Origin of the sequence: Emergencia sp. JLR.KK010 (assembly GCF_037018265.1) — a bacterium.
Taxonomy (GTDB): Bacteria; Bacillota; Clostridia; order Peptostreptococcales; family Anaerovoracaceae; genus Senimuribacter; species Senimuribacter intestinalis.
In genome coordinates this window covers 679,813-693,733 of the sequence record NZ_CP143550.1, presented here as the reverse complement: position 1 = coordinate 693,733, position 13,921 = coordinate 679,813, and the positions used below count along the sequence as shown (strand labels likewise).

Below are 13,921 nucleotides of genomic sequence, written 5' to 3'. Positions count from 1 at the left end.
TCTTTTACCATTTCCGAGAAGGAAACTCCGGTTTTCTCTTGTCATAAAATGAAGCAAGGCCTTCTTTTGCGTCTTCACTGGTGAAAGCTTTGTATCCAAGCAGTGCTTCCGTCTCAAAAGCCTGCTCCAGCGGGATTTCCCGCAGCTTCAGTACTGATTCTTTCGCAGTCTGCACTGCCGTCGTACTTAGAGTGCAAAATTTCTTTGCAATTTCCATTGCCTTATCCATCACGTCCTTCGGTGCAACAACATGGTTCAGCACCCCGTAGTCAAGAGCTGTTTTGGCGCTGATTTTCTCACCCATCAAAATCAGTTCCATCGCTCTGATGTAAGGAATCTGTCTTGCCAATCTCGCCAGAGTTCCTCCTGCCGGTACAATGCCTAAAGAAACCTCCGGAAGAGCAAATGTGGCTTCGCTGGACGCTACTCGGATGTCTGACGCCAGCATAATTTCAAAGCCTCCGCCCATACAGTGTCCATTGACTGCACAAATTACAGGTTTATACATATCCACATGCTTGAGATGGGCTGGATCCCATTCGTCAATATAATGACCCTGTCCTAAATAAGGAAGGGATTCTGTCAAATCCGCACCAACACAAAAGGCTTTCTCTCCTGCGCCGGTTAAAATACACGCCGCAACTTGATTATCTGCCTGCGCCTTTTTAAAGGCTTCTCCTAAATCCTCATACATCTGCAGGGTGAGAGAGTTCAATTTCTCCGGTCTGTTAAATTTTATAACGGCAATCCCGTCTTTCACTTCATAAGAGATATTTTTCATTACAGAACTCCTTTCTCACGCAATCTCTCAATCTCCGATCCAGAAAGCCCAAGGAATTCTTTATAAACCTCCTGATTGTGCTGTCCGATTTCCGGTGCTTTTCCCGATGTATCGCACGGCGTTTTGCTCAGTTTAATCGGCGTTCCGAATAATTTCCCCTGCGCACTGCCGTATGTATAATCGATAAACATCTCTCTGGCATTGAGCTGCGGATCCTCCAGCACCTGATCAATTGCATGAATTGCTGTAAGTGGTAACTTGTCGGCAAGGGCGTCCTGCAGCTCCTGACATGTATAATTAGAAAACCATTCATTTATTTTAGGCAAAACTCTTCTCTCGTACACCTCTTCGTCAAAACGTTTCGGCATGGTGTCAATTTCAGGGTCGGATAAAAGCTCCGGCTCGCCGAAGAATTCGCAGGTAGTTTTCCAAAATCTGTCTGTATAGCCACCGAAGAAAACTTCCCCGTCCTTGGCTTTAAATTTTCCGTAAGGTCTGCAAAGGGGATGATCATTGCCGAGAGGCGTCTGCACCTTGCCTCCAACAGTATAATTGGACACTGCATTTTCCGTCAGCGCCAAAGAGGAGTCCAGCTGGGCTACATCGACAAGCTGCCCCTCTCCGGTTTTTTGGGCATGAATATACGCTGACAGTGTTCCAATGGCGCCGAAAAAGGTGGCTGCCAAATCGCCGATGATCGTTCCAATTCTAGTCGGTTCCCCTGGCATACCGTTCATAGACCAAAGACCGCTGAGAGCCTGACCGCTGTTATCATAAGCAGGCCATGAGGAGTACGGTCCCGTCTGTCCAAATCCTGAAATCGCAGTATATACAATTTTAGGGTTATATTTCTTTAAATCTTCATAGCCGACGCCCAGTTTATCCATCACGCCTGCTCGATAATTTTCAATGACAATATCTGCCTTTTCAACCAGCTCTCTAAAAAGCTCCTTCCCCTTCTCCTCTTTGAGATTTAAGGTAATGGCCTGCTTATTTCGATTATACTGTGCAAAAAAGGCGCTCTGTTTTTTCTCGCCGTCTACAAGATACGGCTCAAAGTCGCGGGTATAATCCGGGTCCTTCGGATTCTCGATTTTAATGACCCGTGCGCCTAAATCTGATAAAATCATAGTCGCATAAGGGCCTGCTACTACTCTTGTTAAATCCAGTACTGTTACACCTTCTAATGGTTTCATACCTATTTCCTCCATGAATTCGTACCGAAAAACCGTAATTTCTTCGATTTTCCGGTACCTACCCAAAATAAGATTCATTACTTTACAGAATATATTTTTTGTTTAACAACATACTTTCTATTTCTTCGCTCTCTTTTCTTCCATGTCGGCAAGATAGTATTTGCCCGGTGTATGGAAGAATTCATCCTGCAGCTTAACAACCTGCGGCACCAGCCAGATAACAGCAACCATATTCGGTATGATAAACAACGCATTAAAGAAGTCATTGAGCTGATATACCACGGTCAATTCCATACCGAAGGTTACAATAATCATCGTTGCAATTGCAATAAATCTCCATGCAACACCGGCTTTTGGTGTTTTAAACAGGAACTCTGCCTGTCTTTCATCGTAGAAAATAACCACAGTAATCGTCGTAATTACAAACAGTAACACGCAAATCGCTACAAAGTAATCTCCAGCCACACCAAAGACAGTGTGAAATGCCGCCTGTCCTAAAGCGCCGGCATCAATACCGGGCATCTTCCAAACGCCTGTAGTCAGCACTGCAAGCGCTGTAGCCGTACAAACTAAAATCGTATCTACGCCTACTTCAAAAACACCCCACATTGCCTGTCTAATCGGGTGATCAACATCTGCAGCCGCATGAGCTGACGGAGCTGAACCAAATCCCGCTTCATTGGAGTACACACCCCTTGCAGAACCCCAACGCAGCGCCAGCGCTACAGTGGATCCTGCAAAGCCGCCAACGGCCGCATGCGGTGCAAAAGCATACACAAAGATGCTTCCCAGTGATGGAAGAATTTCACCAGCATTAAGTACCAGAATGATAATTACACCTAACAGGTACAACGCTGCCATAATCGGCACTGCTTTTTCCATAACCTTGGCAATTCTTTTAATTCCGCCGAAAACAATAACTGCAACAATTACTGCAACGATAATACCGAATACTGTTCCGTTAATACCAAAAACAGAAACCTGCGCACTGGCAGACAAAGTCTGAGACGCTACAGACGGAATACCTGCAATCATGGTGAAAAATGCACAGAAAATAGCGATTGCATGTCCTGCCTTTTTCCCTCCGCATAACTCCTTTACATAGCTGAAAGCGCCGCCGACCCATTCACCTTTTTCGTTTTTAGTCCTGTACTTCATACAAAGCGCAATTTCAACATACTTTGTACAGCCGCCTACAATCGCAATAATCCACATCCAGAAAATCGCTCCGGGACCGCCTAAAGCGATGGCTACCGGCACACCTACAATGTTGGAGGCTCCGATGGAGGAAGCCAAAGCAAAGCAGAGCATGCTGCTGCAAAAGAAGAAATTTTATCATCTTCCCCTTTGGCAAACATCTTTCCAAAAGTCTGTGAACAGATGTAACGGAGTTTTGTAATCTGAGGAAAACCTAAGCGAAAACTCATATACAGTCCACCGCCAACGATTAAAATCAAAATGGGGAGCCCCCAAAACCAGTTCGCACATGCGACACAAAAATTTATAATACCTTGCATAGTAAATCCTTTCTATGTATCAAAAAATATATCCTGTAAATTTAAATCTCGATCCTTATATCTATTGTTTTTTCATTTTATCATATACACAATCACCGTCTAAATAGGTTTTTTCTACAACGATTTCATCGATGCGTTGTGGATCTATTGTAAAAATATCCTCAGATATAACTGCAAAGCTGGCACGATAGCCGGCGGTCAGCTGTCCCAGATTTCTAAAACCTGCAATCTCCGCACCCTCTTTGGTATACATGCGAAGAGCAGTTTCTACATCTATGCAGTTTTCTCTGCCGCAGTCCGTTCCGTCATAGGCAGTTCTTGTTACTGCACATTTTATGTTTGGAAACGGATTTGACGGTTCTGCCCAGGATGTGGCCGGTGCGTCTGTGGACAAGGCTACTTTAACCCCACGGGCAAGCAAATGCTTAATCGGATAAGTTTCCTTTATCCACTCCATTCCCAGATTGTTCCGATAGCTTTCAATCTCCGCATACATGAAAATACTTTGGGTGGAAAATGCGATGTTTTCCCTCGCCGCCCTGTCGATGGCCTGCTCTGACGGATCAGTGATATGTTCCAGCCTTATAGACGGCTTATCTGAAAGCCACTGACCCTCTCTGCATGCAATTTCAGTCATACGGTCGATGGCACGTTTTCCCATCGTGTGTACCGAAAGCTGGCAATGATTCTTCTTACAAAAGGCTATCGCACTTTCTACTTCCTCATCGCTGCAGACTGAAATGCCGTACTCCGTATCGCTGCCCAAATAAGGTCCATCCATCCAGGCAGTCCTGCCGCCTACGCTTCCATCACCGATCAATTTGATTCCGGCTTTGCGGATTTGCCGCTTTGGCTCTGCAATTTCCTCGCTCCATTTAAACTCAGGATTTTTACGAATTAAATCCCAAATATAATACATGGCTACATCTTGCTTAAAGCCTCTCTTTGCGGCTTCCTCATAGTACTCAAAATAGTCCACAGAGTCCAGATTTCCCATATCCGTCACAGCTACAATGCCCTGTGAAAGCAGTAGTTCTCCCAAAGAAACAAGACTTTCGATGACCTGCTCTTTGGATTTTTCCGGCAAAATCTCCCCAACCAGATGTCTTGCATTTTCTTTTAAAATGCCTGTAGGCTCGCCGTTTTCATCTCTGTCGATTTCCCCGCCCGGCGGGTCAGGTGTATCCTTTGTAATTCCGGCAAGTTCCAGCGCTTTACTGTTCACACTGCGAATATGGGAGCAGGAACGAAGCAGCTCCACAGGATATTCTGTCGTCGCTTTGTCCAAATCCCATCTGTTTGGGCTGCGGTGCTCTGCAAATTTTTCTTCGTCATAGCCCCAGCCCTGAATCCATTGATTTGGTTTGCTATCGCTGCTTTTCTCTCTGATAACCTCCGTAAGCTCTTCTATAGAATGTACCTTTGGAGGCAGACAGGAAATTTTAGCGGCACAGTCCGCCAAAATGACGGGGTGCATATGGCTGTCCACTAGGCCCGGTATCACCCGCTTCCCGCCTAAATCCGTAACGGGATATCCTGTTTCCGGCAAGTCCTCCTGTTTTCCAATCCATGAAATAACGCCGTCCTCTACCACAAAGCATTCTTCAAAAGGCTCCTTTGTATCTGCGGTAAATACCTTACCGTTTATGAAAACTTGATTACTCACTTTGTTCGCTCCTTTTTATTATGCCTTTTGATAGCGGTCAAATAATTCCTGTGCGTACTCTAATCTGACGTTTTTCTCCGTCACCATTTTCGCTACGATCTTCTCTAAGATCTCGCCCTTTGCGCCTACTGTATTTGCCAGATTTCTAGCGTGCAGAGACATATGGCCTCTCTGAATACCTTCTGTTGCCAGAGCCTTCATCGCAGCCAGATTATTTGCAAGACCTGCTGAGGCGATAATCTGTCCCAGCTCTGCCGCTGTCTTAACGCCCAAGATTTTTACAGCTGTCTGTGCCGCAGGGTGAATCTTTGTCGCTCCGCCTACAAGACCTACTGCCATTGGCATTTCAATACAACCAACCAAATCACCGTTTTCATTTTTCTCCCATGTGGTCAAAGAAGTGTATTTTCCATTTCTTGCTGCATAGGAATGGGCACCTGATTCGATGGCTCTAGTATCGTTTCCTGTTGCCATTACTACCGGAATAATGCCGTTCATGATGCCTTTGTTGTGGGTAGCCGCTCTATATGGGTCTGCCGCGGCAAAGGCATATGCGTTGATAATCTTATCTGCAACTTCCTCACCGCCGATAGCTTCTTTCTTCCATACTGCTCTGGATCTGACGATTCTGTGGTCAGCCAGGTTGGATAAAATTCGCAGTTCTGCAACGCCGCCTGTTAATTTTTCAATATATGGAGATACCGCTTCAGCCATGGTATTTACGGCATTTGCACCCATTGCATCTAAAGTGTCAACTAAAAGGTGTACAATGACCATCGGTCCTACGATTGAGTCGATGACTCTAACCTCTACATCCTTTGCGCCGCCGCCGAACTTAACTAAAACCGGATCCTTTTCATTACAGATTTTGATAATCTCTTCCTTGTTTTCCAAAATAGCGCTCTTTGCAGCAAAAGGCGTCGCCACGTCAAGGATTTGAATCTGCGCAATCATAATATTTCCAGAAGTGCTTGCAACAAAGCCGCCTGCGCCTCTTGCCATTTTTGCGGCATTACTGCAGGCTGCAATAACAGAGGGCTCTTCTGTAACCATAGGAATCACCACATCCTTACCGTTGATGACAAAGTTGATTCCAACGCCCATAGGCAAAGCAAATTTTCCGATTACATTTTCCACCATATGATCTGCTTTATCCATATCTAAAGCGTCTGCATTCTTAAGAATCTCCTGCTCCTTGGCGGAAAGCGCTGCGAACTCCGCAACTTCTTTCATTCTTTCTTCTACGGATAATTTGAAAAATCCTGAATAACTGCTTGTTTTCATTTCTTTACTCTCCTAACTCTTTCATTGAGGCGGTAAAGGAGTCCAGGGTTCTTCCCAGAATTCTTTCCACCATCTGCTCAATTTGGTAACACTTCTTTTCATCAATCCCTGTTTCAATACCCATTGTATTTAACATAGATACGAAGTCGCATGTTTCCACAAGGCCTGTACGCTTTGTATCAAAGTAATATGAGCCAATCCCTTTCACCGGCACACGGTCTACAATATTTGCTACCTGACCGCCGATTCCGCCCAGGGTGCAGTCAAAGGTTTCAACGCCTGCTTCCATCGCCGCATAGTAGGACGCCATTCCCATTCCTCTCACATCGTGCACATGGAAAGAATGCATGGACGTATCCGGATAGGCTTTCATCACATGTGAAAAGTAGTTATAAACCCTCTCCGGATCTGCAATGCCGTCAGGATCGGAGTGTTCAATCTCGTCAAATCCGATATCAAAGGCTCTGTCTACAAATTCATATGCCCTTTCTATAGGGACTTCTCCCTGAATCGGACAGCCGAAAATGGTTCCGATATTCGCAAAGACTTTTTTAATTCCCAGGGAATGGAGAAATTTTACGTTCTTCTCCGCCTCAAGGAAAAGCTCTTCATGGGTTCTGTTCATATTCTTTCTGGCATAAGCCTCGCTGGTCGCCAGCTGTCCGCAGAGAACTCTATCTATCTGAACACCTTCTTCAAGAGCCTGCGCAACTCGCTCGCAAGCCTTTGTATTCAGCGCAAGAACCGTGTACTCCACATCCTCACGGTGAGGAAGACATTTCAGAACTTCTAAAATGTCTTTGAATTGGGGCACGTACTTGATATGACTGAACGTGCCGATTTCAATCCGCTTAAAGCCGGCATTCATCAGTCTTTCCGCAATCCAAAGCTTCGCCTCAGTTGGCACAAACAGCTCTTCATGCTGAAATCCGTCTCGAAGAGTTACATCAATTACATCAATCTGTTTTGGTAAATTCTTCTTCACACTTTCATCTCCTTCAATTCCTTTTTACGATTACCTATCGCAAAGGGTATGCCAACCGAGAATTCTAAAAAAAGCACAACAAAAAACGCTTGAATTTCAAGCGTTTCATTGATTTTACATATTTATTGCAGCTTGGTTCCATCCTGGAATATCTGTAAAAAAATATTTATTTATAAAAATATTTTTATAAATTCAAAATTTTTTATGGGATATGCCCAGCTTTTTTAAGCGATACTGCAGCTTTTGCGGCGAGATATCAAGGCGTGCTGCCACATCACTCAGTTTTTCTTCCTGCTCCATTATCATCTCTATAATTTCTTTCTCATAGGCTTTAAGCATATCCTCTAAGCTGTGCTGACTGCCCGGCTCTATTTTTTGAATTCCCAGCGGTGCAGGTTTATGCTCCGGTATTTTTACCTTCTGTTCATCACTGATTGTTTTTACAAGCTGCATTCTTCGAAACAAAGGATTTACACTTTCCAAACTAATTTGCGCCTTCTTCTCAAGATTAAATGCGCTTTCGATGATGTTTTTCAGTTCCCGCACATTACCCGGCCAATCCCATTGAACAAAAACCTGCTCAGTTAAAGAACTGATACCCTTAATGCTCCGATTCATCTTTTCATTATAATAAGCGATAAAATGCTCCGCCAAAAGAAGAATATCCTCTGGTCGCTGTCGCAAAGGCGGAATTTCAATCTGGAGAACGCAAATGCGATAATACAAGTCCTCACGAATCCGCTTTTCTCTCAAAAGTTTTTCCAAAGGCTCGTTGGTAGCACAAATCAGCCTCACATTAAACGGAATATCTTTGCTGCCCCCGATTCGTCTCACTTTTTGTTCTTCAATTGCTTTCAAAAGTTTTGCCTGCATCCCTAAGTCGAGGGAATTGATTTCATCAAGAAACAGTGTGCCGCCGCTTGCCATTTCAAAAAGCCCTTCTCTGGACTCTGCCCCGGTAAAGCCGCCCTTTTCCGTTCCGAAAAACATACTTTCCAAAAGATGTGGGGGAATCGCTGCACAGTTTTGTGCAATGAAATTCTTGGCTCTTCTCTTTCCCTCTGAATGGATTGATTCAGCAATCATCTCTTTCCCGGTGCCTGTTTCCCCGTAAATCATCACCGGAGAATCGCTGTTGCTGACTTCTAAAATCAACGCCTTGATTTCTTCCATTTTTTTATTCTGCGTAATAATATCGTCTGTTACATACAGCTTCTGCTTAATATACTCCGAAGTCTTTAAATTCTGCAAATAGAGAAGCTGCGCCACATTAGCAGCGCCTACAATCAAGCCATTTTCCACAATCGGATAGGTACTGCCTCGAAGTACCATCAATGCTTCCACGTTAAGACCTGAGGCTCGTCTATGGACATTTTTCCCGTCTTAAGAGTCTGCAATACAGTGCTTGTCTCTTCAGATAATTCTTCATAAAAATCCGTCAGGTGTTCGCCTATAATCGACCTCTCCCACTCCGGAATGACAGAATTAGACATTCTTCCAAACCATGTGCTGTATTCCACAATCCCATTCTTATTGACAATTAGAATACCATCATATTTGGTGTTATCAATCTGCATAATTTGATTCAGTTTGTTAATAAGTCCGCCCATGAAGAAATCTTCTTTTTCAGCGATTTACGTACCTAACGTTGATATTAGTATACCATGAGTAGAAGCCTATTTCCAATAAGGAATTTTGCTGGATACTTATTCTTCCATCTCTAAATTCAGGCGCTGTAAAATATCTCTAATAATGCCTTCGTCCTGAATAAAATTGATATCAAAACATTTTGCTGTAGCTCCACGTTGCTAATTTCCTCAAATAAATAAGCATTGCTTGTAATAAATCGCCGCATTTCTACAAAGCACGTATAATACCAATGCTTGCCAGCATCGCCTCACAACGATTTTGCCTTTTAAATTACAATCATACGATTAGCACATCTTGACGAAGTTTCCAGTAGTTTTGGTTATATTTTCTCAAAAAAATTTTACATTTTTTTATAAAAACCAATTTGACCCATTATTTTTCAACGATAACTATTTCATATTTCCATAAAATTTCTAACCGTTTTTATCTTCTCCTACTGGACAAACCGCCCTGTCTATGGTAAAATTTAGAAAATCATGTAAAATTAAAGAAAGGACAAGATTGCAATGAAAAAGAAAGTATTTCGTTTAATTGGACTGCTTTTAATCGTTATGATGGCAACCACATCACTGTCCTTTGCCGCCACGTCCAAGCAGACTCCAATCACCAAGCCTACCGTCACCGTAAAGAACATAGACGACAATTACCTGAAAGTTTCATGGAGCAAACGCACCAAGGCAGTCAAATACAATGTTTACCGCGCCACGTCCAAGAGCGGCACTTATAAAAAAATCGCTACTACTACCAGAACCTACTACAACGACAAAACCGTTGATAATAACAAGACCTACTACTATAAGGTTAAAGCACTCGGTAAGTCTTCCAAATATAACAGCAAAATGAGCATCCCTAAGTCCGGCAAAATCAGTTTCGCTGGAGAAATCCGGGTATCGAAAGAATACTTTAACCTGACGCCGGAAAATCCGTCCTTTAAGATTTATGTCAAAGGAATTAATACTGAGGACGATTTAACCTTAGCTTATGACGATTACTATATCGAACTAGAAATTGAGGATGCCAATGACACAGGCTGGTATCCGATCACCGTAACCTGTCTGCTTGCGCCAGAGGATTATTATTCCGGAGAGGAAACAGAAATCGAACTCTACTTTGAAAAGCACGAACGTCTTTATAAGAAAATCGTTACTGTTTACTTCTTCGAAAATGAAGGCGAACTCGCCGCATAAACATATGAATGACAACATTAAAAGGGACCGGCTCAAGATGAGTCAGTCCCTTTCTATTACTTTAGCTGCGCAGAAATTCTAAAAGTGACGCAGGTTCTAATTTATAAACCAGCTTGCGTCCCTCTTTTTCGATAGCGATAGGTACACCAGAGTTGATCAAATCCATAACATATGAGTGCGCAGCAGATACCCCAACCCGCAAAAGTCCGGCAAGCTGGCTTTTACCTAAAGGCTCGTTGGAAAAGATTGCATTCTGTATCAAAAACCATAAAACATCAATGGTTCTTCTGCGCTCGTTTTCATTACATCCGTCATATTTTATTTTCAGCGCTTTCCTATATGCATTCAGCATATCTCTTCCCTCTTCCAGCTTCTCTATGAGCGAATCAATTGACCTTTCTACAACTTCAGAAAAATAGATGAGAAAATAGGTCAGTTCTCCTCTGTTCAGCCCATTGTTACAAATATCAAAAGCTTTATAATACTCGCTTTTGTTCTCCTTAATAGTGTAGGCAAGGCGAAGAGCAGTCAGCGTGTTGAACTCTTTTTTCAAAAGATAACTGCTCAGGAATCTGCTCAATCTTCCGTTTCCGTCATAAAATGGATGCACGTAGCCAATCATGTAATGCAAAATAGCAACCTTATGAAGGTTCAGAATGTCCTGCCGCTTAAAAAGCGCCAGCGTCTGATCTATATATTCGATGATTTTCTGTTCTGGATAGACGCCTTTGTGTTTTACCTGCTGCGTACCAGAGATAACTTCCGCCAAATCTTTTCTGAAAATCTCTCCGTCCGGCCAGTTTGGCTTCTCAATCTCAGCAAGAACAATTTCGTCATACAGATTCCGAACATCCTGACTCGTCTCCAGGGCAATTTCATAAGGTGCACTCCCATTCTCCAGGAACATGTATTTTTCAACGAGTCCGGCGAACCGTCCTTTCTTGGGTGCATGCTCATCTGTCTCCATGACGCTGATAATTTCTTTGCGCGTACTTCTTATTCCTTCGATATCGTTAGTAATGATAATTTCATCGATCAGGCAGTTTCTCTCGTAAAACTTATATGCGACCCCAGGAAGCACAGCGCAGAGCTTTTCAAGCTGCGCAAATTTTTTATAAAGGCGTGCCATCTGCAACGCAAATTCCGGGTGATTCACATAAAAGGCCTCATAGTCACCAATCTGAAAACCCAGAGAAATCGTATCCGCTCGATTTTTTCGTGCAGCAAATTCAGTCTCAAAAATATCTTTATTTTTATAATAAACCTTACTCAGAAGTTTATAACTCATAAAAATACGTCCTTTCAGATAGTTTTCACTATATTTTATCATCTAACTCTCAAAAAATCAATATTTTCGAGAGTTAATTTTATTATATGCGATTTTCCTGGAACATATTCTTCTTTTTAGACTTTTCGCTTACGCTTTCTGCACTCTCCCCAGCACCACATATACGCCAATGAGAATCACCACAGCGCCGCCAAGCACCAGATACATCGCAGGCTCTGTGACCTCGTGTCCGCAAAATTCAAGATTACTGTCAAAAGCGCCGCGCAAACCGTCCACCGCCTGAGAAGGCAGCACCTCCTCCATGGCTTCATAAGTGCCGCGCATCAGGTGGCTGTGCAAAAGCGCAGTGCCATAAGTGCCGGGCAGAAATGAAATAAATTTTTGAATGCCTTCTGAAAACTGAGAAACCGGCATATAGGCGCCACAAATAAATCCGTATCCTGCACTGACGATTGTGCCGACCGCAGACATCTGACCCTGCGTTGAAAGAAAGTGGTTAATCACTGACGAAAGCGCCGTGCCAAACATGGTCAACAGCACCACATCCAGACAAGTCAAAAGCACATCTTCCCCTGACAAATACCATCCCAAACTCCTCAGATAAACAAGGCACGCGCCCAGCGCCACAACGCATATGATCAGCGTAGAGATTGCCGTGGAAATATAATATCCCATAGCAAGAGTGCCGTGACCAACCGGCGCCATGGTCAAATCGATCCTTGCACCCGTCACCTTATCCTGTACCATCAGCATGTTAGCACAAAAAGCCACAGTCACACAGCAAACCGCTAGAAGGGAGGAAAAAAGCCAGCCGCCAACAAATCCCTCGACCAAACTGCTATCCAGCTCTGTAACTCCAGGAATATCAGCAACAGTCGCATCCAGACTATCCCGGTACACATTGCCCAAAAACGTTACAAATAGCACCAGCAAAATCAGCGGTGTAATCAGCGATGTGAAGAACATTCCCTTATCCTTAAAAAACAACTTTGTGTTTCGCCACACTAGCGCATTTAATCCCTTCATTTTTCTTCCCCTCCTTGTAGAGCCTTGCCCGTTACCGCAAGAAATACATCATCCATTTTTCCCTTCGTAATCTCATAATCCGTAAAAAGCTTCGGCTTCGCTACAATAAAACTCGTTGCCGCCGCTGTATCCGCAACCGTCAGCCGGCAGCCACCAGGTACTTTTTCATACGGCACACCAAAACCTGCTGCTTGCTCCTCTGAGATACCATACATGATAATAAAGTCACCTGTATAAGCGTTCTTCAGTGCAAGTGGCGTTCCCTCCGCAGCAATTTTTCCGCTGTCCAAAATCACCACATAATCCGCTTCTGCCGCCTCCTCCATGTAGTGGGTTGTCAGAAATACCGTCATGTTCTCTTTGCGGCGAAGTTCGCGCACCACATCCCAAAGAAGTCTTCTCGTCTGCGGATCAAGTCCTGTCGTCGGCTCATCCAGCACTAGGATGCCAGGCTTATGTAAAAGCGCCCTGGCGATATCAATGCGCCGTCTCTGACCGCCTGAAAGCTTTCCCACGGTTCTCTTCAGCAGATCTCCGAAATCCAGCAGCTCTGCAAGCTCTGCGAGTCTTTCCTCAAAGGCTTTTCCGCAAATACCGTAAAGCGCCGCCCGGCTTTTCAGATTGTCGCGCACAGAAAGCGCTTTATCCAGCACCGAATTCTGAAACACTACGCCCAGCTCCTGCTTTACATCATTCATACTTTCATCGGTATTTTTGCCATCGACAAGTACCGTTCCGGCATCTTTCGAAAGCTGACCGCAAATAATGGAAATAGTCGTGCTCTTGCCTGCACCGTTGACACCCAGAAAAGCGAACAACTCCCCCTCTTTCACGTGAAAGCTCAAATCCTGTACCGCCTTCACATCACCAAAGCTTTTGCTCAGATGTTTGATCTCAATGATATGCTTCATCTCTTTCCCTCGTTTCCTTTAATTCTTTATTGATTGCGTCCGCAATTTTTTGATCGCCCAAATAGGTCAGCCACCGTACCAAACCATCAATGACTAACACTGTGATAAAAAAGAGAACACCTCCAATCAAATTCTCATACATGTTAATGATTCTGCCCGCCGTCATCAAAACCGCTAAAAGCAAAATCGTATGTGCAATGGTGCGATTCTTCCATTGTTTCGTGCTCAGTTCTTCTCCGCTGTAGTAAACAGCGCCCGGCAGAATTGCAAAAATAGAAAAAATTCCGCAATGCCAAAGATAATCAACTTCCAGCATCATAACCGGCGGCGTATTAACAAATCTACAGAAAAACAAGGTCGCCGCCATGGTGCATGTATAACATATGAAAAACTGCAGCAGCATCATTCGCACTAATTCTCGCATATTCAT

At 43.8% G+C, this 13,921-nt stretch carries 13 protein-coding genes; 1 reads left to right on the top strand and 12 read right to left on the bottom strand.

All coding sequences use genetic code 11. The features are described from left to right. Nucleotides 1-4: 4 nt before the first annotated feature. The 8 genes from V1225_RS03320 to V1225_RS03285 all read right to left on the bottom strand — a co-directional run bounded on the left by V1225_RS03320 (nucleotide 5) and on the right by V1225_RS03285 (nucleotide 9,039). The gene (locus V1225_RS03320) at nucleotides 5-781 is read right to left on the bottom strand and encodes an enoyl-CoA hydratase/isomerase family protein (RefSeq protein WP_160201673.1); all 777 of its coding nucleotides are present in this window, start codon (nucleotides 779-781) and stop codon (nucleotides 5-7) included. Continuing rightward, nucleotides 781-1,977, bottom strand: a complete 1,197-nt coding sequence (locus tag V1225_RS03315) for a CoA transferase (RefSeq protein WP_201759548.1) — start codon at nucleotides 1,975-1,977, stop codon at nucleotides 781-783. Before V1225_RS03315 ends, V1225_RS03320 begins: the two co-directional genes overlap by 1 nt. 117 nt (nucleotides 1,978-2,094) lie before the next feature. Further along, a complete protein-coding gene (locus tag V1225_RS03310; RefSeq protein WP_330588318.1) occupies nucleotides 2,095-3,288 on the bottom strand; it encodes an amino acid carrier protein in 1,194 nt (397 codons plus the stop codon). A gap of 267 nt (nucleotides 3,289-3,555) precedes the next feature. Continuing rightward, nucleotides 3,556-5,160, bottom strand: coding sequence for an amidohydrolase (locus V1225_RS03305; RefSeq protein WP_338547565.1), 1,605 nt, complete (start codon nucleotides 5,158-5,160; stop codon nucleotides 3,556-3,558). Between the two features lie 18 nt (nucleotides 5,161-5,178). Beyond that, nucleotides 5,179-6,444, bottom strand: coding sequence for a hydroxymethylglutaryl-CoA reductase, degradative (locus V1225_RS03300; protein WP_160201671.1), 1,266 nt, complete (start codon nucleotides 6,442-6,444; stop codon nucleotides 5,179-5,181). A gap of 4 nt (nucleotides 6,445-6,448) precedes the next feature. Then, nucleotides 6,449-7,429 carry a hydroxymethylglutaryl-CoA lyase gene (locus V1225_RS03295; protein WP_160201670.1) on the bottom strand — a complete coding sequence of 327 codons (981 nt, stop codon included), beginning with the start codon at nucleotides 7,427-7,429 and terminating at the stop codon, nucleotides 6,449-6,451. Nucleotides 7,430-7,621: 192 nt separating this feature from the next. After that, nucleotides 7,622-8,773 (bottom strand): sigma 54-interacting transcriptional regulator, encoded by a 1,152-nt coding sequence (locus V1225_RS03290; RefSeq protein WP_160201669.1) that lies wholly within the window; start codon nucleotides 8,771-8,773, stop codon nucleotides 7,622-7,624. Next, nucleotides 8,761-9,039, bottom strand: a complete 279-nt coding sequence (locus tag V1225_RS03285; protein WP_160201668.1) for a hypothetical protein — start codon at nucleotides 9,037-9,039, stop codon at nucleotides 8,761-8,763. The genes V1225_RS03290 and V1225_RS03285 overlap by 13 nt, the downstream gene beginning before the upstream one ends. A gap of 546 nt (nucleotides 9,040-9,585) precedes the next feature. Between V1225_RS03285 and V1225_RS03280 the strand changes: the two genes are divergently transcribed. Further along, nucleotides 9,586-10,266 carry a hypothetical protein gene (locus V1225_RS03280; protein WP_160201667.1) on the top strand — a complete coding sequence of 227 codons (681 nt, stop codon included), beginning with the start codon at nucleotides 9,586-9,588 and terminating at the stop codon, nucleotides 10,264-10,266. Nucleotides 10,267-10,327: 61 nt separating this feature from the next. On the opposite strand, the gene V1225_RS03275 is transcribed toward V1225_RS03280, so the two are convergent. From V1225_RS03275 to V1225_RS03260, 4 genes are all read right to left on the bottom strand, one after another. Then, complete coding sequence (locus tag V1225_RS03275) at nucleotides 10,328-11,554, bottom strand: Fic family protein (RefSeq protein WP_160201666.1); 1,227 nt, start codon at nucleotides 11,552-11,554, stop codon at nucleotides 10,328-10,330. A 129-nt stretch (nucleotides 11,555-11,683) separates the two neighbouring features. Further along, on the bottom strand, nucleotides 11,684-12,580 hold the full coding sequence (locus V1225_RS03270) for an ABC transporter permease (protein WP_160201665.1): 897 nt from the start codon (nucleotides 12,578-12,580) through the stop codon (nucleotides 11,684-11,686). Continuing rightward, nucleotides 12,577-13,491: an ABC transporter ATP-binding protein gene (locus V1225_RS03265; protein WP_160201664.1), complete on the bottom strand. Its 915-nt coding sequence runs from the start codon at nucleotides 13,489-13,491 to the stop codon at nucleotides 12,577-12,579. Before V1225_RS03265 ends, V1225_RS03270 begins: the two co-directional genes overlap by 4 nt. Beyond that, nucleotides 13,475-13,921 carry a hypothetical protein gene (locus V1225_RS03260; RefSeq protein ID WP_160201663.1) on the bottom strand — a complete coding sequence of 149 codons (447 nt, stop codon included), beginning with the start codon at nucleotides 13,919-13,921 and terminating at the stop codon, nucleotides 13,475-13,477. Before V1225_RS03260 ends, V1225_RS03265 begins: the two co-directional genes overlap by 17 nt.

Bases quoted from the DNA above. Each gene is read 5' to 3' on its own strand.
- V1225_RS03320 (WP_160201673.1), bottom strand. From the start codon at position 781: ATGAAAAATATCTCTTATGAAGTGAAAGACGGGATTGCCGTTATAAAA.
- V1225_RS03315 (WP_201759548.1), bottom strand. From the start codon at position 1,977: ATGAAACCATTAGAAGGTGTAACAGTACTGGATTTAACAAGAGTAGTA.
- V1225_RS03310 (WP_330588318.1), bottom strand. From the start codon at position 3,288: ATGCTCTGCTTTGCTTTGGCTTCCTCCATCGGAGCCTCCAACATTGTA.
- V1225_RS03300 (WP_160201671.1), bottom strand. From the start codon at position 6,444: ATGAAAACAAGCAGTTATTCAGGATTTTTCAAATTATCCGTAGAAGAA.
- V1225_RS03285 (WP_160201668.1), bottom strand. From the start codon at position 9,039: ATGGGCGGACTTATTAACAAACTGAATCAAATTATGCAGATTGATAAC.
- V1225_RS03280 (WP_160201667.1), top strand. From the start codon at position 9,586: ATGAAAAAGAAAGTATTTCGTTTAATTGGACTGCTTTTAATCGTTATG.
- V1225_RS03275 (WP_160201666.1), bottom strand. From the start codon at position 11,554: ATGAGTTATAAACTTCTGAGTAAGGTTTATTATAAAAATAAAGATATT.
- V1225_RS03270 (WP_160201665.1), bottom strand. From the start codon at position 12,580: ATGAAGGGATTAAATGCGCTAGTGTGGCGAAACACAAAGTTGTTTTTT.
- V1225_RS03265 (WP_160201664.1), bottom strand. From the start codon at position 13,491: ATGAAGCATATCATTGAGATCAAACATCTGAGCAAAAGCTTTGGTGAT.
- V1225_RS03260 (WP_160201663.1), bottom strand. From the start codon at position 13,921: ATGAATATGCGAGAATTAGTGCGAATGATGCTGCTGCAGTTTTTCATA.